Below are 21,054 nucleotides of genomic sequence, written 5' to 3'. Positions count from 1 at the left end.
GGGATCGGCTTTCTTGGGAAAGTATTTTCCGGAGCGACAGTTACAGGAACCTGTATTCTCAGGTTTTCCCGACTGATCGAGTTTTCACACAGCCTCCGGAGGAAGCTGCCGTTCGGCGGTCCTGCACTAAGGTCTGCAAACGGCCCAAAGCTGCTGCTGAGAGACCTCGTGATTGCCGCCTGGCAATTGCAATTGCCAGGCGGCAATTTTGCTTATGTCGCTCTCTCGCCAAAATACATAAGGCGTAGTTAGCCCAAATAGACTTCCATCGATGTAGGCCCCCTGAATGCGAAACCTTTGAATTTGACTGCCGCGCGATCGGCCAAACAAAGGGCGGGAAACCTTTCAAACAGCCTAGGCAGCACAATCTCGGCGGCCAGCATGCGATAGACATAGACGCCAAGGCACTTATGCGCCCCTTCGCCAAAGGTCTGATGACTAAGGGGGGAGCGGTGGATATCAAAGCGATCAGAAGCATCCCAAAGGTCTTCGTCGTGGTTCGCCGATGCCTGAATGGCCATCACAGTCTCGCCTTCAGGAATAAGCAATCCGCGCATCACTAAGGCTTTCTTTACCATCCTTGGGCTGGCCTGAATGGGCGCAACCCACCGCAATCCTTCTTGGCAAGCGAGAACCCAATTCCCGCTGGCTTTGCAGTGGCGCAGTTGATCAGGGTTACACAGTAAGCCGTAGATCGTAGACAGCAGGGCATCGCGCGTTTCAATCACCGCGCCTCCGATGCAGATTTTCATGTTGGTCCTGATCTGACTGATCTCAAGGGGACCTGTTGCGTTGATCATCGCAGAAAGGACCGATCCATCCGGTGCAGCCCTATGCTGTTCTATCATCCGGTCAAAGCAGGCATTCATTTCTACGTTTGCCTGATCGCTGATTTTAAAGATCTCTGGATCAAAGCTGCCATTCATCGCGCCGCGCACCAGCGAAGTCGCCCAGTCAAACAGACGCTCTTCGCCTGCGCCATCCAGGCCAAGAACGGTTCTAAGATACCCAGCCGAGATCGGCGCTGCAAAGGCAGACAACAGATCGACAGACTTGTGAGCGGCAAGATCATCAAGCAACCGGTCAGTCAAACGCGCAAAGGCTGGCTTCCATCGCTGAATATGGTCCGGATCAAGCGCGGGTTCCATCGCGCGGCGTTCTTTCAGATGGGGGCATCCGTCCTTGCGCATCAGCGTATGACCACCAAACGCGCGCTGCATCGGGCTTGTTGTATCTGTTGACCAGAAGTGTTCCGCATCGGTTTTGACGCGTGTTGTATCTTCAGCCTTGGTAAAAACAATGCGCCCACCAAGGGCCTGGAGCCTGACGATCGGGCTGCCCTTTCGCAGGCGGGCATAAACCTCGGCGGGGGCGTCTTCGAGCATCTCAAGAGTGGTCTGCGTGTCGACGGGAATATCGGCTCCGCTCAGGGTGTTCTCAGTCATCCGCCGCGGGTTCCGTTGAAACCAATACAGCACAATTAAGCGTATTGCTGACGGTACAGATTGATTTTGCCAGCTTTACGATTTGTCCGGCCACGGCGCTATCATCCACCAGATCACCGATAATGATAACTTCCATCTTTTCGACCCGTCCTGGCAAATCAAGAGCCTTGGTTCCAGTCACTTTCACCGCGAAAGAGTGCAAAGACGATTTGTGGTCCTTTGCAGCCCATTCGACCGATTTGACGATACAATAGGCAAGCGACGCCAGCAGCATGTCTACGGGTGTCCCGACGGGCGGATGCAGAGACTTCTCTGAAGCTGGATTAGACGCGTATTGCGTGGTTTCAGACCCATCAAAAAAGGCAAACACAGGACCAAAGGTTTTCGGCTTCGTTTTCACGTTCATTGGCGTTTTCCGGTCTCAGAAAAGGAGGTTTGGTAGATAAAGAGCGAGAATTGGGAACATCGTTAATATCACGATCGCGCACAAATGGATCAGCCAATACGGTACGGTTGCGTAGGCCACACGCCCCAAACTGACCTCGTTTTTCGTAAGCGCCGTCAGAACTGAAAGGTTCAGCCCGACCGGGGGGGTGATTTGACCGATTTCGATCACGATGGTGATAATCACCCCGATCCATATCGGATCAAAACCAAGACCCGTCAGCAACGGGAACACAACTGGCAAGGTCATGATCATCAAGGACAGACCGTCAAAGAAACAGCCCAGAATGAGATATATCAAGACCACGATCATCAGAACGCTGTATTTGCCGTACCCGCTCTGGGCGACGGTCTCTAAAATCTGTTGGGGCAGGCCTAGAATACTGACAGATTGCGCAAGGATTGTTGCCCCCAACACCAAAAAGCCGATCGACGAGAACAGCAAGACTGACTGATACACCGCCTCGATCAATTTGGTGAAAGTAAGATTACCCCAGATCGAGCAAATGAAAACGGCCAGCACCACGCCGACGCCAGCGGATTCCGTCGGTGTCGCTATACCGGCAACGATTGTACCAATCACCCCAACGATCAGGGTAAGCAGCGGCCAGATGTGCCGGAATCCGACAAGGATTTCACCTACCGAGGATTTGTGCGGATCACGCGGGGCAATCGCGGGATTTCGGACGCACTTCACCAGAAGATACAGCATGAACATCGCCCCCACCATAATGCCGGGAATGATGCCTGCCGCAAACAACCTGCCAATAGATGTTTCTGTCAGTGCGCCGTAGATCAGGAAGGACAGACTGGGCGGGATCAAAAGGCCCAGCGTGCCACCACCTGCAAGACTGCCGACCACCGTGTCTTTGTCATAGCCGCGCTTTGACATCTCGGGGTAAGCGACCGATCCAACAGCAGCCGCTGTTGAAAGGCTCGAGCCACTGACAGCGCCGAACAACGTGCAAACGGCGATATTGGTATGCAAAAGCCCGCCGGGTATCCGGCGAAAAACAGGAGAAAATGCGGAATACGCTTTTTCGCTGATGCCACTGCGCAAAAGGATTTCGCCCAGCAAAATAAACATCGGGACAGCGCTTAGAGTGAAAGAGTTAAAAACATTCCAAATCGCGTCAATCGCGACCGAGGTTGCCCCGTTGGAATAGAATTGCAGTATGAAAAGGCCGGTAATGCCAAGGGCTGCGCCCAACGCCACACCCGTTCCGGCGGTCGCAATAACGCCACCGACCAACGTAAACCAAAGCGACATCAGCGCGCCTCACCAGACGTTGACAGTTTGCTTTCGGCGGTCTCTTCGCGCTCAAGTATACCGACCAGGCGAGCAACCAGAATGGCGCCGGTAAGAGCCAGGGACAGCGGCATCAGAGCCATCCACGGATAAAGCAGTATCCGAGTCGTTTCTGTTTTGAGGTTGCGCTTGAAGGCAAATTCAAACCACGGAATGGTTTCCCAGATCAGCCAGCCGAAAAACCCGATGCCGACCACCAATCCTGCGACTTGCAGCGCAGCCCTGCTTTTACCTGTGACATACGTGGTGAGCAGTGAGACACGCACATGCTTTGATCTTAGCGTTACCATCGGTAGCCCAAGGAACAGCGCGACGCTTAACAAAAGGCCAACGACTTCTTCGGTAATATGCAGTGGTGAATTTGCAAATTTGCGCATCACGACGCTGGTGACAATAATGCCGACAATAAGTGTCAGGCCCAAAGCCGCCAGCGCCGCGAAGGCCAGGGCCAGATATTCCAGCCCCAGCGCAACGGTGTTTTTAATCCGCATCCCCAAGTATGCGCCTTAGCGCCCTAGTGCCTCAAGAACACGATCGCGGTAAGCTGGTGCATTGCCACCCGCTTCTTCGGCCAGCATCTTCCATGTCTCAGTAACGGAGGCCACGAACGTTTCGCGATCTTCATCCGAGTAATCCTCACCCCAGATGATGCCGCCTTCAGCCAGCTTGGCTCGGGCGTCCAGTTCACGCTGATAATCGGCCTCGTACTGGTTCGTCCGTTCCCACAAATCTTCGGCCGCCTCGGAAATCGCTGCTTTGACGGTGTCGTCGGTCTTTTCCCAACGATCTGTCGAGACGCCAATTACATAAGGGCCAGAGGCCATCGGATAAAGAAAAGACGCATATTTCGAGACTTCCTGCAAAGACACGGTATGCGCATAAAGAGCCGGATAAAGTGCACAATCCACGACGCCAGTTTTCATGGCGACATACATTTCTTCTTGCGGAATGATCTGTGCGGACACGCCAAGACGGGTGAAGGCTTCAACCTGATCGCGTGCCCAGACACGCAGCTTTTTCGACTTAAGGTCTTCGATTTTTCGGACAGGCTCTTCGCGGCAAAATACCGATACAGACAACATCGGAATTGCAACGTAACCCACCGAGGCGACGTCCCATTCAGCGAACTCTTCTTCGTAGATATCACGAACAGTCGGGATCGCTTTTTCGAACTCTTCGATAGAGCCGATGGTACCCTGAACCACGACAGAGCTGAGGGCGGGCGCGTCGCGGCCCAGATAGTTTGCCCACATCAGGCTCATCTCTACCGCGCCCTTGGGCAAGAACCGAAGAGTGTCTGTATTGGGAAGACCCAAAGAGCCACCACTATAAAGCTTGAGGGATGTCTCTCCGCCAAGCGCGGCGTTCACTTCAGAAACGAACTGCTCAAGCTGCACAGATTCCGGACGCGTTTCCGGAAGAAAATTGTTAAAACGCCATTCCTCTGCTGAGGCCGCAGACATGCTGAGGCCAACACCGGTCAGACCGATCGCGAAGCGTTTGAAGATCTCGTTCATATTATTTCCCCTGCTGAACACGTTAAACTTCCAGAGCAATACATAGGATTTGCGAGAAACCGTCACCCCATTTCTTGAAGTAGACCAGCATTATGGGTGAATTTCTTGCCTTGAAGCCATGTGAATCGCTCTATGAGAGGTGGTCCATGCGTCAGAAAGCAGCCGACAATCTTTTAACTTCCATAATCATAAGGCTTTTCCGCGTCTCACTGAATAGATGTGTTGCGACAATGATGATAATATTTGAGAGTAGTCCATGTCGCTTCCTTTCAATGCTCGGAATGAGAACTTGTTTGCATTGATGAGGATAGCGGCAACCCGACCTGTATCTTGTCAGCCAAACGGGTGACGCACATCCATTCTTTGGCCTTCTGTTCGCTTTATCGCTGACCACAATGGGCTCCTTGCTGCCGTTAGCCGCATCGCAGCGATCCTGCCAAACGATCTCGCCCCGACCAACATGAACGGCCCTTATACCAAGGTCAGCAATTTCTGACTCTCTGGGGATTCACAAGACAGTGATTTTCTGATTCACCATGGCAAAGGAGATTTGCCATGCCTGCTGCCATACCTCTTCGCCGTGATTTCACTGCTCCCACCCTGCGCCAGTTATCGCGCCGATGCCGTGACAATCGCCAGATACGTCGGTTGCTGGCCCTCGCAGCTGTTTATGACGGCATGAACAGGACAGAGGCTGCACGAATTGGCGGGATGGATCGCCAGACATTGAGGGATTGGGTCCTTCGTTTCAATGAAGATGGCCCGGAAGGATTGGTAAACCGGGAGGGGGCCGGGCGCCCCCGTTTGCTGAGCGATGAGCAGATGCAGGAACTGGCTCAGATCGTTGAAACGGGACCAAACCGGAAAACCGATGGTGTTGTGCGGTGGCGACGTATCGATCTGGTTCGGATAATCGATGAGCGTTTCGGGGTGACGTGCTCAAAAAGCGTCATCTCCGACTATCTGGCCGCCCTCGGCTTCTCCCACATCTCGGGTCGCCCGCAGCATCCTGCGCAAGAGCCGCAGGTGATCGAGGCTTTTAAAAAAACTTCGCCAACACACTGGCGACGCACATAGCTGACCTGCCGCAAGGCACGCCAATTGAGCTGTGGTTCCAGGATGAAGCCCGCATCGGGCAAAAGAACGGGCGGGTGCGCATCTGGGCGCGCAAGGGGACACGGCCCCGCCTGCCTGCCGATCAGCGCTATCACAATACCTACCTGTTCGGGGCCATCTGCCCGAAGCGCGGTATCGGCGCCGCCTTGGTCCTGCCAACCGCCAATACCGAGGCCATGCAACTACATCTCGAAGAGATCAGCAAACAGGTCGCCCGCAAAGCCCATGCCGTCGTGCTGATGGATCGGGCGGGTTGGCACACGACCAGCAAGCTCACAATGCCCAAGAACATCACCGCCATTCTGCTGCCATCCAAGTCACCAGAACTGAACCCGGTGGAGAATGTCTGGCAATACATGCGATCCAACTGGCTCTCGAACCGAGTCTTTGAAACCTACGATGCCATCGTCGATGCAGCTTGCGAGGCATGGAGCAATCTCATCAATCAGCCACAAACCATTACATCAATCGCAATGAGAGATTGGGCACAGACAGGTCAGTGATTTCTGCGCTTGGTATTAGCTGCCGCTCGTCGGTCGATCTGATGCTGCGCCGCAGCTTCGCCAGACCGGCCATTCGTGCATCGTGCAGCATGTTCTTGGGCCAAATGACCGCAACGCGGACCTTCCTGCCGTTCGTTGCAAGTGCTGTTTGTGCCCTGCCGTACGACGGCTATGCGCGGGTAGCGGATGACCCGCCCCCAGCTTGGACGACCGCGGCTCTTTGGAGAGAACGGACGCAGGTGCTCCATCTGCACTTCTGTGAGCCGAAACAGATCACTCATTTTGTAGGTTTGCGAGGTGCCCGTATCCAGCTGATCCGTCAAATCGCATTGGGGCCTGAGCCCAGGTTTTCCCGACTGCGTAGTGTTTTAGTCCGACGCTCCGGGCCGATTCACAGGCACATTGTCAAATTCTGGCACATCGATCCCGAAACCTGCATTGGCTGAGAGATGATAGGCTTGCTGCAAGATCACATCAGATAGTTGCTTTGCGGCGGGGCGCGGGAGCTCCGCGGCTAGTGCAATGGATGTTTCGATCATTTCGGCGCAGCGCCGCGCAAGCGGGCGCACCAGCCCTTTGGCACCGATTGCTTTTAGAAATAGGTCGAGATCTTCCTTTTTGACATCGTCCACCATACGGGCGCTACCAATGCGGAAGGACATCTCGTGCGTTACACTGTAGTCGAGCATAACAGGATCGATGTCATATGCTGGGGACAATATGGGTCTTTGGCCGGTGTAGAGCAGGGCGTGGTTTTTCGCGTGATTGTCCGAGTTTCCAAGCAGCATGTTCGCCAGTGTGATCTCGAAGAACGCGATCCGCGCCTTTCCTGGTTGTGCGGTCGCATTCATTAGGCGACCGACGGCGTGGGCATCGAATATCCTGCCAGGCTCTCCTTTTCTCTCGTACTTCAAGGTGTTCCCCAACCCGAGTGCCTGGCAGAAGTCCTCCTGGTGGATACGGTAGACTTTCCCGTCCTCGGTGCGCCGGTCAAATCGCTCGACCAACAGGCCTTGGAGATCACCCTCGCCGATGACACACGTCTGCGCGGTCTTATGCTTCTGGATGCGAGCCATCAGGCGGGTTGCGTGCTGTTCCTGCCGGACTGAGTGCATTTGGTTCGCCTGTGGAACCTTCAGGATATGCGTGGTCGGTGCGCCGCTCCCCTTCTTGGGGAGCGCCAGTCGGCCATCATGTAAACGGGTCATGGCGATCTTCCCTTGCACTCCAGCCAGCGGCGAGGGGTCCTCAGACTGCGGCGGCAGCCGGCGATTATCGCGCAGTGATGTCATGAAACGAGCGAGCTCTTCCGACACTGCGAGCGGCCCTTCGGCATCAGACAGGGCCTCGGGAACTTGCGGTGAGCCGTCCATTAGCTCGTAATCTACGGCCAATAAGCCGGGGCGTTTGACCGGACCGGCGCCCTCCGGAACGCAGCTTATTGAGCCCGGGCAATCGGTCCCTAGGTGGTAAAGCAGCCCAACGATGTCACCTGCGGAGATCGCGTGCTTTTCCATTACTTGGTTGCGCATCTCATTCTCGAAAAGGAGATTCGAGAAGAAGCCCCTGGTAGCAACATCACCAAATGGCTCTTCCCTTACTTGAAGGGAGACCGATATGGGGTGCGGCAGATCGGAAGTCGTGTAGGAGAAGGATATTTCTTCGTTTGGCTCTGATTTCAGTTTGCCGATTGGTTCGTCCGCACCCTCTAGGTACACATCCAGCGTGGTCATGATCGGCTTTCCTTGGTCGGCGCGCCAATGATAACTGTCATGCCCAGATCCCTGCACAACTGAAGGACAAGGCCGACATGAGCCGTCTCCTTACCGTGTTCAATTGCACGGATCGTAGTTCGGGATATGCCAGTCTGAAGCGAAAGATCTTCTTGTGTAATCTTCGATGCTTGACGAACTTGACGAATGGCTCTCCCAAGAGATGCTGGGTCAGTGACAGCAGTGCCGATCATATCGAAGCTCCCAAAATGCGTGCGATCGTTGCCATATGAATGCTGAATAGGGCGGTCACGCCAAAATGGCAACGATCATTGTCATTTTGACGGACGCAAGTCGAGAATAGTTAAAATGGATACGATCGCTGCCATTTTTGCGAAGTTCGAGAATCCGGCTGGGAAGCATGAAGGTAGCCGGGCTGACGAGAGAACAGGCTTTCATTGCCTGCTTCAGGAAGGAAAGCACTGCGCTGAAATTGGGCTGACACCGGACGAATGCGCTCGCAGCGGAGGATCAGTCCGAAGAGGGTAAGTCAGGGCCCAGAGACGTCATTCGCCGCATCGCTGCGCCCAGGGGCCCATCGAGCGTTTGCTTCGGGCTCCTTGCTGCCGTTAGCCGCATCGCAGCGATCCTGCCAAACGATCTCGCCCCGACCAACATGAACGGCCCTTTGCGGACATTGAACTGCCTTCCGTCATGCTGCGGTGCGGCCCGTCGAACCGGACTTTCGTGCATTATGCAGCATTTTTGCTGGCTGAAACGTCCGTGTGCGGGACAAAACGGTCGTTCAATTTGAGGGTCAGAAGCAAAAGACCTGATCTTAGTGAAACGCACTTCAAGTGCATGTGACAGTTGTGATTGGTTTTCCAAATCGGCCAATCGTAGCCGAATCTATCTTTAGATTGTCGGTGCGTCTAACCTTTCGAATATTCAAGGGAAGGAAAGCGAATGATCGAAACAGTTCAGATCGTTACCAACATCATTGGGACAATCGCAGTCGTGTTGACGGTAGTTTATCTAGCCGTCCAAATCCGATGTAATCGGCGGAGCAATACTCGGCCACGGTAGCGGCGGCATTGTGTTGTCGCGGGCGGCTTAAAAGTCGGCCACTTTGGCCCTTTCATTTGATGGGAGGGCTTGGGGATTTTCACCGTGGAATTGATTTTTTGTCCCGCTGACTAGACCCACACGAGCCATGTATCAATGACTGCTATCAGACAGGGATGTGCTGAATTTGCGGGAATACACTATATAGGTCAGTATTGTTGACTTAGCGCACAAGGATGGTTATGTTAAATAAGTGATAGTCGTATTGATTTGAATCGCCTAAAAACCCTGAATTAGCATGTCGATCGCGGATGTGACCTTCTCAAACTCTTCATCGAGCTTTCCAACTGAGGTCTTGAGAATGCCGTTTGGTACCGCCGCCATAAACTGCGTTGCCATAACGACTGGCTGACCTTCGAGGTTAAAAATTGGGTTGAGCCTTGTTGCCGGCTTCGGTGCGCTTGATGTTGGCAGCAACGGTACGACGACCCGAGTGTTCAGATCACTCAACAGATCTGTTTGGACATCCAAAAGGTAACCGTCTCCGGACGGATTAGGAAACACGTCATATTTAGGCATCAGAATTGACGATAACGATCGAGCGGCAAACCATGCTTCTCGACGTATGAGTTAGAACTCCGAATTGCAGCAGCATTCTCAACTTTCCATTGCTCTGCTTTGGCCGCAGCAACTGCGCTACGAACCCCGTCCTCTGCGGCGCGAGACAGATTTATCTTCAATGCTTTTGCTTCTGTAAGCAAAATAGCATCCATCGACAGATTGGTGGGCTTTCGTGTATGAGAATTCATAAGAGCGCCTCCTGAAGCAAGAGTACGCTTTCAGATTATGCGCGTCAATCATGAGCATAAATTATGCGCGAGTATAGTTTATCTTACGTTAGATATACCCACGCAGCTCTTTTCCCCAGCCTTCGCCTCTAGTTGGCCCAGTACGATGAAAGCCTGCGGCGACGCGGTGATCTGACGGTCTGGATCGGCGATGACGCGCTCGCTTTGTGGGCGGCACCACCGCGAATGACGTCTGGTGGTCAGGCCGTCTATTCGGATTTGGCGATCGAGCTTTGCCTGACGCTGGGCATGGTGTTCATGCAGCCTTAAAGCCGAGAACTGGCTTAGTTGTTCGTAGATCAACAAAAAGAGAGAGAAAAACCCTGAGATGGCAGGTAGAAACAACGTCTTCGCGATAGACTTCGACGCAGTTGTTCAAACGATCAAAGACTCTAACGAGAGTTTGGTGAAAAGGCACGAAGATCTCATGGCTGCGCGGGACCGAATACCTGCCGCTCTGCATGCGACTGATGAGGTGGCAAAAGCTAAAAGGTTTGCCGAACAGCTAAATGAGCACGCGTCGTTATGCCGATCGACTCGGCTCAGCGATACAAAGCCGTTGAGAGAGTTGGTGAAGCACGTTGAAGGCTTCTTCAAAAATATGGAGAACGACACGAAGGTTGCACAAGAAAAAGTTCTTGAGGTTCTTGGCGAAAAAGCTCGCGAGACCTATCCGCCATCACAGTCAGGCAGCGACTGGAACCGAGATGGCGAGTCTTTCTTGGTCGACAACACTACAGGAGAAGTTCTCGGCAGCACCTACCCGACACAATCCGGTCACCCGGCGGGTGCAGAAGCGATCAGAATGTCCTGGGAAATCGAAGATATTGATCGAGAGGCCATGGATCTGGAGGCGCTACGCGAGCATCTGACCGATGCAGCACTGATGAACGCGGCTCGCAAACACCTGAAGTCAAATGGACCGCACACATTGCGTGGCGCTACGTACCGGCAGGTGGCGGTGCTTTGACCCAGCAGATATTGTGCTCTTAGCGCTCCTGCATTGATTGCGCGGGTCAACGGATGTCGTTGTAGTGCTATTTATGAGAATCTACGGATAGGGGCAGTTTTTGGGCGGTTTTTGTAGTGTTAATTACGAGATATCCACAGGCTCACCTTTTTCGATCGCACCCCCACCTTCTCTAAATCTCCTCCTTCAGCAGCGTTTCCGCATGGCCCATCAGCTGATGGCGCGGGGCATCTTCTCCCAGTCGACTGATCGCCAGGCACATTACTGCGATCGCCCTTGCTGATGCTTGCGGCACCTGGTGTTGGGAACATTCCTTTTATAGCGGAAAGAGCCGTTGGCCCGGCGGAACACGTAGCGGGGGAGCTTGAGAGGCATTTTCTGGTCCATGCTGAGTAATCTCAGCCGCAGCATCACCCGGCGCAACCCCCAACGACCCACCAGACCTGACAAACCACAGCCCAAACCTGACGAAAGTGGTCCTAAAAGCGGTCCCGGAACTGGTCCCACAAAACGCTAAACACTAAGGTTTTCTTTGTTTTCTTGAAGTTATCGGGGGTTTTGTGGTGCCCAGGAGAGGACTCGAACCTCCACATCGTTGCCAATACTAGCACCTGAAGCTAGCGCGTCTACCATTCCGCCACCTGGGCAGGTGTCGTGACCGGGGGAAATACGCGGCGATCCAAGGCCTGTCAACGACCAATCACAAGGCGAAATGCGCCTTGTCGGTTGGGCGGTGCAACGCTACACCCGTGGGCGAACGAAAGAGGACTACGCGCATGTCGAGACTCGTAACGATATATGGCGGATCGGGCTTTGTGGGTCGGTATATTGCACAACGGATGGCCCGTCAGGGATGGCGTGTGCGGGTTGCAGTGCGGCGCCCGAATGATGCCCACTTCGTCAAACCCTACGGCGTTGTCGGACAGGTAGAGCCCGTGTTTTGCAACATCCGCGACGACGACAGCGTTCGTGCGGTGATGACCGGGGCCGAGGCCGTGATCAACTGCGTTGGAACGTTTGATGCCAAGGGCAAGAATAATTTGGGGGCCGTGCAGCACGAAGGTGCGGCACGAATTGCCCGCATCGCGGCTGAAACTGGGGTAGCGCGGATGGTGCATATCTCGGCAATCGGGGCCGGGGCGGATGCGCCTAGCGTATATGGGAAGACGAAGGGTCTTGGTGAGGATGCCGTTTTGGCGTCGATGCCTGACGCGGTCATTTTGCGGCCCTCTGTTGTGTTCGGGCCGGAAGACCAGTTTTTCAATCGCTTTGCAGGCATGGCGAGGATGTCTCCGATGGTGCCATTGTTTGGAGCCGAAACGAAGTTCCAGCCGATCTATGTTGATGATGTTGCTGCCGCCGCCGAATTGGGCGCAATCGGTCAAGCTGCGCCCGGCGTCTATGAGCTTGGCGGGCCTGAAGTGGCGTCTTTCCGTGAGTTAATCAAGACGATGCTGGACGTCGTTCGTCGTCGTCGTCTGGTCATTGGGTTTCCGTTTTGGATGGGCCGGGTTTTGGCCGCCATAACAGGCGTTGCTTCATCGCTTACGGGTGGATTAGCCCCTCAGCCAGTTACCCGCGATCAGCTAAAGGAACTGACGCGCGACAACGTGGTTTCAGAGGGCGCGAAGGGTTTGGATACGCTTGGAATTGCGCCGAGTTCGATGGATGCGATTTTGCCGTCTTATCTTTGGATTTTCCGCCCGTCGGGTCAGTACGCTGCGCTGAAAGAAAGTGCGCGTAACCTTAAGGGTTAAGTGTAGGCCACCCAAAGCAGCGCAAGCCCTAGGACGATACGATAGATCACGTAGGGTGTGAAGCTGACGCTGCGCAGGAGACGCATCATTATTGCCAGAGCGGCAAGTGCCATTCCGAATGCAAAGACGGCGGCGATTGCTGCATCTTTAACGGCCGCTGCATCCATTGCGAGTGCGACCTCGGCGCCGAGCAGAACTCCGGACGCGAGGATGGTGGGGACCGACATCAACATCGCCAGTCTTGCAGCGTCCTCGCGGGCGTAACCGAGGCGACGCGCTGCGGTGATCGTGATACCGGAACGGGACGTGCCAGGGACTAGCGCGAGGATTTGCGCAAGGCCCATGATGACCGCATCTTTGATACCCCAACGCTCGGCGGTTTTTTCGACCGTTCCGGTTTGGTCGGCCCAATATAGAACAATCCCGAAGATCAGGGTCATCCAACCAACGACTGCAACCGAGCGGAGAATGTCGTCCAAACCGGTCAGCTTGAAGATTAGACCCGCGAGTACGACAGGAATGGTCGCGATGATCAGGCACAGCGCAAGCCATGCATTCTGGTCGTCGATCTGTCGCCTTAAGATCTTTGGAATACCCAGAAGCGCGCGGCGCAAATCAGCCCAGAAGTAGAGCACCACCGCGCCAAGAGTGCCGACGTGCACGGCGACGTCGATAACCTGGCCCTGATCCTCCATCCCAGTAAGATTCGGGAGCAGAATGAGGTGACCCGAACTGGAAATCGGCAGAAATTCGGTGATGCCCTGAATGACGGCGACGAGGATCAGATGAAATATGGGCATGGGTCTCGCTGCGATGCGGAAAGTGTGGCTACACTAACCTATTGAGATTCGATGGAAAGATTCTATTTAGGTAACATTTCGGACCTACTATTGCGCTTCTGCGGCATAAAATCATACCGGACCATCCAAATAATCGCATTTTAGGGCAGCATTGCTGCCTTTTCTTTTTCCGGAACACCGCTTATTAGAGCGATCTGGAAATTTTACGTGAGGTCCGAGCCATGGCCGAGAACCCGATGCTTAAGTTTGTCTCTACACCGCGTGACATGCCCGAAAAGCGCGAAGCCACTGTACGTCGTGAGGATTTCCACGAGATCTACGCCGAGTACGCGGACCAGAAGGCCAAGGAGCAGTCGAGCCGGTGCAGCCAATGTGGCGTGCCGTATTGCCAGACTCATTGCCCGCTGCACAACAACATCCCGGATTGGCTGAAGCTGACGGCCGAGGGGCGCCTTCGCGAGGCCTACGAGATCAGCCAGGCGACGAATGCGTTTCCCGAGATTTGTGGACGGATCTGCCCCCAGGATCGTCTCTGTGAAGGCAATTGCGTAATCGAAGCGTCTGGTCATGGCACCGTGACGATCGGGTCAGTTGAGAAATACATCACCGACACGGCTTGGGAGCAAGGCTGGGTAAAGCCGATTGTTCCGCATGCGGAACGCCCTGAAAGCGTCGGTATTATTGGCGGCGGTCCCGGTGGACTCGCGGCAGCAGATCGGTTGCGGCGCGCCGGCGTGCAGGTCACGATTTATGACCGCTATGACCGTGCGGGCGGATTGCTGACCTATGGCATTCCTGGCTTCAAGCTTGAGAAAGACGTCGTGATGCGGCGCAACGATCAGCTTGAAAAGGGTGGCGTAGAATTTGTGCTGAACTGCAACGTCGGCGTGGACATCACGTTTGACGAATTACAGGCGAAACACAACGCAATCCTAATTGCGACAGGGGTTTACAAGTCACGCGAGCTGGATGCTCCAGGTATTCGTGCCGAGGGGATTGTGCGGGCAATTGACTATCTGACAGCGTCGAACCGTAAGTCGTTCGGCGACGAGGTGCCGGAATTTGACGCCGGATTGCTGGACGCAGAAAACAAGCGTGTGGTCGTCATCGGCGGCGGTGACACGGCAATGGACTGTGTTCGGACCGCGATCCGTCAGGGCGCAGAAAGCGTGAAGTGTCTCTATCGGCGCGACAAGGCGAACATGCCAGGATCGCAGCGCGAAGTGCAAAATGCCGAAGAAGAAGGCGTTGAGTTCGTATGGTTGTCGGCCCCCAAAGGTTTCACCGGCGAAGAAGTTGACGGCGTGATGGTGCAGAAGATGCGTCTTGGTGCACCCGATGCGACCGGGCGTCGGGTGCCGGAGTTGATTGAAGGGTCGGATTACGTTGAAGGCGCGGATTTGGTTATCAAAGCACTTGGGTTCGAGCCGGAAGACCTGCCGACGCTTTGGGGCGTGGACGGTTTGGAAGTCACACGCTGGGGCACGGTGAGGGCGGACTTTAAGACCCATGCGACCAACGTGCCGGGCGTCTATGCCGCCGGTGATATTGTGCGCGGTGCGTCGCTTGTTGTCTGGGCAATTCGCGATGGGCGCGAGGCGGCCGACGCGATTTTGGACTATATCGGTCAAGCGGCAAAAGTCGCTGCCGAGTAATGTCGGAATGACGTCGGTATTGCGTTGGTGCAGGCGCCAAACGAGTTGGGGATTTGGCAGCCACATGGGACAGCAAAGCTGACCCGTTCGGGTAATGAGGGTTGAAGATGGCGCGGAAGACAGGACAGTGTTTGCATGGCGCGGTAACGTTCACCGCCGTCGTTGGCGATACCATTCAGGCGTGCCATTGCGTGCAGTGTCAGCGTTGGACCGGCGGTGGTCCGTATTTCGCAGTCGCGATTGAAAACCTTGAAATGCCGGGCGCCGAAAGTATGCGCGACCATCATGCGAGCGAGCGGGGCGAGCGCACGGTGTGCGGGACGTGCGGATCGACGATCTATTGGAAGATGCAAGGCAAGGCGCCGCAAATTTTGGCCGCCGGACTTTTGGACGATCAATCTGGGATGCGGGTAACCGAAGAGATTTTCGTCGATTATCGACCAAGTTGGATACCTGCGTTTGGCGGCGCAAGACAAAGCGCCGAAGCCGACGAGATGGCAAAGTTAGATGCCTATCTGGCGTCGCAGTCAACATGACCGGCGCTCTGGAAGGCCAATGCATGTGCAGTGCTGTTTCGGTAATAGCGACACCGACGCAGCCCTATATAACCGCCTGCAATTGCGACAATTGCAAGCGCTGGACGGGGGGCATGAACTTTGCGTTCGAGGCTGACGCCAACACCGTGCGCATCGAGGGCCCGGTGAAGACGATTGCCCTTATGCCTTGGGCCGAGCGCGGCTTTTGCAGCAAGTGCGGCTCGGGCGTATTCTATCGCGTGACGGCAGAAGGGCCGATGAAGGGCCTTTTAAAGCTGTCGGCGGGCCTGTTTCCTGACGCGACCGGTCTGCCGGTTGGTATTGAATTTTACGCAGACGAGCGCCCTGCCGCGTTCGATCTGAGCCATGACCACAAAACGATGACAAGGGCCGAAGTCGAAGCCCTTTTCTCCGACAATGAGGAGACGCGACGATGACCAAATATGATGCAGAATGGGCCGCCGCCGAGGAAGCCCGCCGCCAATGGATGACCGAGCATTCGTTGTTCCGCAGCGAAGACGAGCACGCATCCTGTGGCGTCGGGCTTGTGGTGTCGATTGACGGGTCAAAATCCCGGAAAGTTGTCGAGAACGGCATCAATGCGTTGAAGGCCGTTTGGCACCGAGGCGCGGTTGATGCGGACGGCAAGACTGGTGACGGCGCAGGCATCCACGTGCAGATCCCGTTTGCGTTCTTTGGCGACATGATCGAGCGCACGGGACATACGCCGCGCGGCGGCGAAATGCTGGCCGTGGGTCAGGTGTTTCTGCCGCGCACGAACTTTGGCGCTCAGGAGACCTGTCGGACGATTATCGAGACCGAAATTCTTCGCATGGGGTATTACATCTATGGCTGGCGTCATGTGCCTGTGAACATTGATGTGCTGGGCGAAAAGGCGAACGCGACGCGGCCCGAGATTGAGCAGATCCTAATCTCGAATTCCAAGGGCGTCGACGAAGAAACGTTTGAGCGCGAGTTGTATGTGATCCGTCGCCGGATTGAGAAAGCAGCGTTGGCGGCTCAGGTCCCGACGCTTTATCTGGCGTCGCTGTCGTGCCGGTCAATCATCTACAAAGGCATGATGCTGGCGCAGGATGTGGCCGAGTTTTACCCAGATCTGAAGGACGAGCGGTTCGAAAGCGCGTTTGCGATCTATCACCAGCGCTATTCGACGAACACTTTCCCGCAGTGGTGGTTGGCGCAGCCGTTCCGCATGTTGGCGCATAACGGTGAGATCAACACGCTGAAGGGCAACGTCAACTGGATGAAGTCCCACGAGATCCGCATGGCGTCGGGCGCGTTTGGGGACATGGCTGACGACATCAAGCCGATCATCCCGGCCGGATCGAGCGATTCTGCCGCTCTGGATTCGGTGTTTGAGGTATTGGTGCGCGCCGGGCGGTCGGCACCGATGGCGAAGACGATGCTGGTGCCGGAGAGCTGGTCGAAGCAGGCGGTGGAATTGCCGCAGCCGTGGATCGACATGTATTCCTATTGCAATGCCGTGATGGAGCCGTGGGACGGCCCCGCCGCTTTGGCGATGACGGACGGGCGTTGGGTATGTGCGGGTCTGGACCGCAATGGTTTGCGACCCATGCGGTACACGGTGACGGGTGACGGTTTGCTGATTGCCGGGTCCGAAACAGGCATGGTGCCGACCGATGAAGCCACGATTGTTGAGAAGGGCGCGCTTGGTCCGGGCCAGATGATTGCGGTCGATATGGTCGAGGGGAAGCTGTTCCACGACGTTGAGATGAAGACGGTTCTGTCGAATTCTGCTCCGTTTGGTGAGTGGGTCGCTAAGGTTGTGGAGTTGGACGACGATCTCGCCGTTGTAAGCGAGCAACCGCTGTTTAGCGGCAATGAATTGCGGCGGCGTCAGGTGGCGGCGGGCTACTCGATTGAGGAGTTAGAGCAGATTTTGGCTCCGATGGCCGAGGACGGGAAAGAGACGTTGGCGTCGATGGGCGATGATACTCCATCGGCTGTTTTGTCGAAAAAGTATCGTCCGCTGAGCCACTATTTCAGGCAGAATTTCTCTCAGGTGACGAACCCGCCGATCGACAGTTTGCGCGAATTCCGCGTGATGAGCCTGAAGACGCGGTTCGGCAACCTGAAAAACGTGCTGGATCAGAACTCCAGCCAAACCGAGATCATCGTTCTGGATAGCCCATTCCTTGGGAATGCGCAGTTTGATCGGCTGAAGACGACGTTTGATGCCGATATGGTCGAGATTGATTGCACGTTCCCGGCAGGTGATCCCCAAGGTGCCCTTCAGACTGCTTTGGAGCGTATCCGGGCCGAAGCTGAGGACGCTGTGCGGTCAGGGGCCGGGCATCTTGTTTTGACGGATCAGAATTCCGATAACAGCAAGGTTGCGATACCGATGATCCTTGCGACGAGTGCGGTGCATTCGTGGCTGACCCGCAAAGGCTTGCGGACGTTTTGTTCGCTGAATGTGCGATCTGCCGAGTGTATTGATCCGCATTATTTCGCAGTTCTGATCGGCTGCGGTGCGACGACAGTGAACGCCTATCTTGCCGAAGACAGTATTGCGGACCGGATTGAGCGTGGCTTGATCGACGGCTCGCTGACCGAAGCCGTGGCGCGGTATCGCGCTGCCATTGATGCTGGTCTTTTGAAGATCATGTCGAAGATGGGGATTTCGGTTGTTTCGTCTTATCGTGGCGGTCTGAATTTTGAGGCCGTGGGGCTTTCGCGCGCATTGGTCGCCGAGTTCTTCCCAGGCATGCATTCCCGCATCTCGGGTATTGGTATCAGTGGTCTGCAAAAGGCCGCTGAAGCGGTTCACGCAAGAGGCTTTGCCGGCGATTCTATCTTGCCAATCGGCGGCTTTTACAAAGCCCGTCAGTCGGGCGAGACCCATGCGTGGGAAGCGACTTCGATGCACTTGTTGCAGGCCGCATGTTCGCGTGCGTCTTATGCGATGTGGCAGCAGTATTCGGCAAAGATGCGGTCGAACCCGCCCATCCATTTGCGTGATTTGTTGGACATCAAACCGATGGCCACGCCGGTGCCAATCGAAGAGGTCGAAAGTATCACCTCGATCCGTAAGCGGTTCGTGACGCCGGGCATGTCTTTAGGGGCGTTGAGCCCCGAGGCGCATAAGACGCTGAACGTTGCGATGAACCGGATCGGAGCGAAATCTGACAGTGGCGAAGGTGGCGAGGATCCAGCGCATTTCGTGCCGGAACCGAACGGCGACAACCCATCAGCGAAGATCAAGCAGGTGGCTTCGGGGCGTTTTGGCGTTACGGCCGAATATCTGAACCAATGCGAAGAGCTTGAGATCAAGGTCGCGCAGGGCGCAAAGCCCGGTGAGGGTGGTCAGCTCCCTGGCATGAAAGTGACCGAGTTGATCGCACGTCTGCGGCACTCAACGCCGGGTGTGACGCTGATTTCTCCGCCACCGCACCACGACATCTATTCGATCGAAGACCTCGCGCAGCTGATCTACGACCTGAAGCAGATCAACCCGCACGCGAAGGTGACTGTGAAGCTAGTGGCGGCGTCTGGTGTCGGCACAATTGCGGCTGGTGTCGCCAAAGCGAAAGCCGACGTGATCCTGATTTCCGGCCACAACGGCGGAACGGGCGCGTCGCCCGCGACGTCAATCAAATATGCGGGCTTGCCTTGGGAAATGGGCTTGACCGAAGCGCATCAGGTTCTGTCGATGAACAATCTTCGCGGGCGTGTGACTTTGCGGACCGACGGTGGTTTGCGCACAGGTCGTGACATCGTCATGGCCGCGATGATGGGCGCCGAGGAATACGGCATCGGCACAGCGGCGCTGATCGCGATGGGCTGTATTATGGTGCGTCAGTGCCAGTCCAACACTTGCCCGGTTGGTGTCTGTACACAGGACGAAGAGTTGCGGGCCAAATTTACCGGCGACGCGGACAAGGTTGTGAACCTGATCACGTTCTATGCGCAGGAAGTGCGGGAGATCCTTGCGTCTATCGGCGCGCGGTCCTTGGCGGATGTCATTGGGCGGGCTGATTTGCTGAGCCAGGTCAGCCGGGGAGCGGCTCATCTTGATGATCTGGATCTGAACCCACTTTTGATCACCGTCGATGGGGCAGATCAGATCGTTTATGATCGCCTGAAAGACCGGAACACTGTTGATGATACGCTCGACGCCGAAATCGTGCGAGATGCCGCGCGGTTCCTTGATGACGGTGAAAAAATGCAGCTTGGATATTCGGTGCGCAATACACACCGGACCATTGGCACGCGCACATCAAGCCACATCGTCAAGCGCTTCGGGATGCGCAATTCCTTACAGCCCGATCACCTGAGCATCCGGCTTGACGGATCTGCCGGGCAGTCGCTTGGGGCCTTTGCGGCACCAGGACTTCGGATCGAAGTGTCAGGGGATGCCAATGATTACGTCGGTAAGGGTCTTTCGGGCGGTACGATTGTTGTTCGACCTCCGAAAATCTCGCCTCTGGTGGCGGCTGATAACGTGATCATCGGCAACACGGTGCTTTACGGCGCAACAGACGGGTTTCTGTTTGCCGCCGGTCGCGCAGGGGAGCGGTTTGCGGTGCGGAACTCGGGCGCGAAGGTTGTGGTTGAGGGCGCTGGCTCGAACGGGTGCGAATACATGACCGGCGGGGTCGCGGTGATTTTGGGCAGCATTGGCCCGAATTTTGGCGCGGGCATGACCGGCGGCATGGCCTATCTCTATGACCCCGAGGGCAAGACGCCCGAAATGATCAACATGGAGACGCTCGTCACCGTTCCGGTGAACGAGGGCGTCTATATGGATGAGCTAAAGGGGCTTGTTGAGCGCCATTTGAAGGAAAGCGGCAGCGCACGCGCGGCTGAGATTCTGCAGAATTGGGACGAAGCGAAGTTAAAATTCATTCAGGTTTGCCCGAAAGAGATGCTAAACAAGCTGGACATGCCAATCATGGGTCTCGATCTGGCGATACCTGCTGAGTAAGTGATCTGTCTACGCATTGACCTGCGCGGCCCTCGGGCCGCGCAGTTTGATTCAGATCCCCGGCTTTCTGCGATAGGCCAAGGCGATCATCGAACCGCAGCGCGTCCTATTTGCTCATCTGGCCGGACACCAAAGTTCAGGCGCGAAGATTATGCGTTGCGATCACGACGCTTGGTGACGAAGGATTCCAGCACTTCACCTTCATGGTCTACGGTGCGCCAAAGATAATGCGTCTCGCCGTTGATTTTCACGAAAACCTCGTCCAAGTGCCATCGCCAGTTCGAGTATGCGCGCATCCCGCTGACCCGCCTTTTCCGGATCTCAGCAGCGAACATCGGGCCAAATCTGTTCTACCAGGACCGCACCGTTTCGTGACTGATGTCGATGCGGCGCTCGTGCAGCAGGTCC

Annotated in this window: 18 protein-coding genes, 1 tRNA gene and 2 pseudogenes; 9 read left to right on the top strand and 12 right to left on the bottom strand. The window is 55.6% G+C overall.

All coding sequences use genetic code 11. From position 1 onward, the window contains the following. Window positions 1-252, top strand: a 252-nt coding sequence (locus tag Q1B15_RS17510) for a hypothetical protein (protein WP_299756127.1), incomplete at its 5' end; no start/stop codon positions are given. Here the strand turns inward: Q1B15_RS17510 and Q1B15_RS17505 are convergent. From Q1B15_RS17505 to dctP, 5 genes are read right to left on the bottom strand one after another with little or no spacing between them, the layout of a single operon-like run. After that, window positions 249-1,445 carry a cytochrome P450 gene (locus tag Q1B15_RS17505; RefSeq protein ID WP_299756125.1) on the bottom strand — a complete coding sequence of 399 codons (1,197 nt, stop codon included), beginning with the start codon at window positions 1,443-1,445 and terminating at the stop codon, window positions 249-251. The two genes, Q1B15_RS17510 and Q1B15_RS17505, sit on opposite strands and share 4 nt — an antisense overlap. After that, on the bottom strand, window positions 1,438-1,851 hold the full coding sequence (locus Q1B15_RS17500) for an OsmC family protein (RefSeq protein ID WP_299756122.1): 414 nt from the start codon (window positions 1,849-1,851) through the stop codon (window positions 1,438-1,440). The genes Q1B15_RS17505 and Q1B15_RS17500 overlap by 8 nt, the downstream gene beginning before the upstream one ends. Window positions 1,852-1,866: 15 nt before the next feature. Then, the gene (locus tag Q1B15_RS17495; RefSeq protein ID WP_299756119.1) at window positions 1,867-3,159 is read right to left on the bottom strand and encodes a TRAP transporter large permease; all 1,293 of its coding nucleotides are present in this window, start codon (window positions 3,157-3,159) and stop codon (window positions 1,867-1,869) included. Next, window positions 3,159-3,689, bottom strand: coding sequence for a TRAP transporter small permease (locus Q1B15_RS17490; protein WP_299756116.1), 531 nt, complete (start codon window positions 3,687-3,689; stop codon window positions 3,159-3,161). Before Q1B15_RS17490 ends, Q1B15_RS17495 begins: the two co-directional genes overlap by 1 nt. A 15-nt stretch (window positions 3,690-3,704) precedes the next feature. Next, entirely contained in the window at window positions 3,705-4,715 is a 1,011-nt protein-coding gene (dctP, locus tag Q1B15_RS17485; protein WP_299756114.1) for a TRAP transporter substrate-binding protein DctP, read from the bottom strand. 555 nt (window positions 4,716-5,270) lie between these two features. Here dctP and Q1B15_RS17480 point away from each other — a divergent pair. Further along, window positions 5,271-6,334, top strand: a protein-coding gene (locus tag Q1B15_RS17480; RefSeq protein WP_299756112.1) for an IS630 family transposase whose coding sequence is annotated in 2 segments (ribosomal slippage) — window positions 5,271-5,757 and window positions 5,757-6,334 — 1,065 coding nt in all. Because the reading frame shifts where the segments join, the coding sequence is not laid out codon by codon here. Window positions 6,335-6,702: 368 nt separating this feature from the next. Here Q1B15_RS17480 and Q1B15_RS17475 read toward each other — a convergent pair. From Q1B15_RS17475 to Q1B15_RS17465, 4 genes are all read right to left on the bottom strand, one after another. After that, window positions 6,703-8,067, bottom strand: coding sequence for a HipA domain-containing protein (locus Q1B15_RS17475; RefSeq protein WP_299756110.1), 1,365 nt, complete (start codon window positions 8,065-8,067; stop codon window positions 6,703-6,705). Continuing rightward, window positions 8,064-8,300, bottom strand: coding sequence for a helix-turn-helix transcriptional regulator (locus Q1B15_RS23535; protein ID WP_366141742.1), 237 nt, complete (start codon window positions 8,298-8,300; stop codon window positions 8,064-8,066). Before Q1B15_RS23535 ends, Q1B15_RS17475 begins: the two co-directional genes overlap by 4 nt. Window positions 8,301-9,390: 1,090 nt before the next feature. Beyond that, entirely contained in the window at window positions 9,391-9,690 is a 300-nt protein-coding gene (locus tag Q1B15_RS17470; protein ID WP_299756108.1) for a CcdB family protein, read from the bottom strand. After that, window positions 9,690-9,920, bottom strand: coding sequence for a type II toxin-antitoxin system CcdA family antitoxin (locus Q1B15_RS17465; RefSeq protein WP_299756106.1), 231 nt, complete (start codon window positions 9,918-9,920; stop codon window positions 9,690-9,692). The genes Q1B15_RS17470 and Q1B15_RS17465 overlap by 1 nt, the downstream gene beginning before the upstream one ends. A 132-nt stretch (window positions 9,921-10,052) precedes the next feature. Between Q1B15_RS17465 and Q1B15_RS17460 the strand changes: the two are divergent. Then, window positions 10,053-10,217 (top strand): annotated as a pseudogene (locus tag Q1B15_RS17460) (transposase); the annotation flags it as partial. 70 nt (window positions 10,218-10,287) lie between these two features. Next, window positions 10,288-10,929, top strand: a complete 642-nt coding sequence (locus tag Q1B15_RS17455; RefSeq protein WP_299756104.1) for a hypothetical protein — start codon at window positions 10,288-10,290, stop codon at window positions 10,927-10,929. 561 nt (window positions 10,930-11,490) lie between these two features. Here Q1B15_RS17455 and Q1B15_RS17450 read toward each other — a convergent pair. Next, window positions 11,491-11,576 (bottom strand) — tRNA-Leu (locus Q1B15_RS17450). A gap of 129 nt (window positions 11,577-11,705) precedes the next feature. Here Q1B15_RS17450 and Q1B15_RS17445 point away from each other — a divergent pair. After that, window positions 11,706-12,686, top strand: a complete 981-nt coding sequence (locus tag Q1B15_RS17445) for a complex I NDUFA9 subunit family protein (RefSeq protein ID WP_299756102.1) — start codon at window positions 11,706-11,708, stop codon at window positions 12,684-12,686. On the opposite strand, the gene Q1B15_RS17440 is transcribed toward Q1B15_RS17445, so the two are convergent. Then, on the bottom strand, window positions 12,683-13,486 hold the full coding sequence (locus Q1B15_RS17440) for an undecaprenyl-diphosphate phosphatase (RefSeq protein WP_299756101.1): 804 nt from the start codon (window positions 13,484-13,486) through the stop codon (window positions 12,683-12,685). The genes Q1B15_RS17445 and Q1B15_RS17440 overlap by 4 nt on opposite strands. Window positions 13,487-13,707: 221 nt before the next feature. Here Q1B15_RS17440 and Q1B15_RS17435 point away from each other — a divergent pair, with 221 nt between their 5' ends. The 4 genes from Q1B15_RS17435 (at window position 13,708) to gltB (ending at window position 20,646) form a co-directional block, all read left to right on the top strand. Further along, window positions 13,708-15,141 (top strand): NAD(P)-dependent oxidoreductase, encoded by a 1,434-nt coding sequence (locus tag Q1B15_RS17435; RefSeq protein ID WP_299756100.1) that lies wholly within the window; start codon window positions 13,708-13,710, stop codon window positions 15,139-15,141. Between the two features lie 107 nt (window positions 15,142-15,248). Beyond that, window positions 15,249-15,677, top strand: coding sequence for a GFA family protein (locus Q1B15_RS17430; protein WP_299756098.1), 429 nt, complete (start codon window positions 15,249-15,251; stop codon window positions 15,675-15,677). Beyond that, on the top strand, window positions 15,674-16,114 hold the full coding sequence (locus Q1B15_RS17425) for a GFA family protein (RefSeq protein ID WP_366141741.1): 441 nt from the start codon (window positions 15,674-15,676) through the stop codon (window positions 16,112-16,114). The genes Q1B15_RS17430 and Q1B15_RS17425 overlap by 4 nt, the downstream gene beginning before the upstream one ends. Continuing rightward, window positions 16,111-20,646, top strand: a complete 4,536-nt coding sequence (gene gltB, locus Q1B15_RS17420) for a glutamate synthase large subunit (protein ID WP_299756096.1) — start codon at window positions 16,111-16,113, stop codon at window positions 20,644-20,646. Before Q1B15_RS17425 ends, gltB begins: the two co-directional genes overlap by 4 nt. Before the next feature lie 158 nt (window positions 20,647-20,804). On the opposite strand, the pseudogene Q1B15_RS17415 reads toward gltB, so the two are convergent. Continuing rightward, window positions 20,805-21,054, bottom strand: a pseudogene (locus Q1B15_RS17415) (DDE-type integrase/transposase/recombinase); the annotation flags it as partial.

The sequence above is a fragment of the uncultured Boseongicola sp. genome (assembly GCF_937988555.1).
Lineage (GTDB): Bacteria > Pseudomonadota > Alphaproteobacteria > Rhodobacterales > Rhodobacteraceae > Boseongicola.
Note: the sequence above shows the minus strand (reverse complement) of the source record. Positions and strands in the feature narration are given on the sequence as shown.

Bases quoted from the DNA above. Each gene is read 5' to 3' on its own strand.
- Q1B15_RS17505 (WP_299756125.1), bottom strand. From the start codon at position 1,445: ATGACTGAGAACACCCTGAGCGGAGCCGATATTCCCGTCGACACGCAG.
- Q1B15_RS17500 (WP_299756122.1), bottom strand. From the start codon at position 1,851: ATGAACGTGAAAACGAAGCCGAAAACCTTTGGTCCTGTGTTTGCCTTT.
- Q1B15_RS17495 (WP_299756119.1), bottom strand. From the start codon at position 3,159: ATGTCGCTTTGGTTTACGTTGGTCGGTGGCGTTATTGCGACCGCCGGA.
- Q1B15_RS17490 (WP_299756116.1), bottom strand. From the start codon at position 3,689: ATGCGGATTAAAAACACCGTTGCGCTGGGGCTGGAATATCTGGCCCTG.
- dctP (WP_299756114.1), bottom strand. From the start codon at position 4,715: ATGAACGAGATCTTCAAACGCTTCGCGATCGGTCTGACCGGTGTTGGC.
- Q1B15_RS17475 (WP_299756110.1), bottom strand. From the start codon at position 8,067: ATGACCACGCTGGATGTGTACCTAGAGGGTGCGGACGAACCAATCGGC.
- Q1B15_RS23535 (WP_366141742.1), bottom strand. From the start codon at position 8,300: ATGATCGGCACTGCTGTCACTGACCCAGCATCTCTTGGGAGAGCCATT.
- Q1B15_RS17470 (WP_299756108.1), bottom strand. From the start codon at position 9,690: ATGCCTAAATATGACGTGTTTCCTAATCCGTCCGGAGACGGTTACCTT.
- Q1B15_RS17465 (WP_299756106.1), bottom strand. From the start codon at position 9,920: ATGAATTCTCATACACGAAAGCCCACCAATCTGTCGATGGATGCTATT.
- Q1B15_RS17455 (WP_299756104.1), top strand. From the start codon at position 10,288: ATGGCAGGTAGAAACAACGTCTTCGCGATAGACTTCGACGCAGTTGTT.
- Q1B15_RS17445 (WP_299756102.1), top strand. From the start codon at position 11,706: ATGTCGAGACTCGTAACGATATATGGCGGATCGGGCTTTGTGGGTCGG.
- Q1B15_RS17440 (WP_299756101.1), bottom strand. From the start codon at position 13,486: ATGCCCATATTTCATCTGATCCTCGTCGCCGTCATTCAGGGCATCACC.
- Q1B15_RS17435 (WP_299756100.1), top strand. From the start codon at position 13,708: ATGGCCGAGAACCCGATGCTTAAGTTTGTCTCTACACCGCGTGACATG.
- Q1B15_RS17430 (WP_299756098.1), top strand. From the start codon at position 15,249: ATGGCGCGGAAGACAGGACAGTGTTTGCATGGCGCGGTAACGTTCACC.
- Q1B15_RS17425 (WP_366141741.1), top strand. From the start codon at position 15,674: ATGACCGGCGCTCTGGAAGGCCAATGCATGTGCAGTGCTGTTTCGGTA.
- gltB (WP_299756096.1), top strand. From the start codon at position 16,111: ATGACCAAATATGATGCAGAATGGGCCGCCGCCGAGGAAGCCCGCCGC.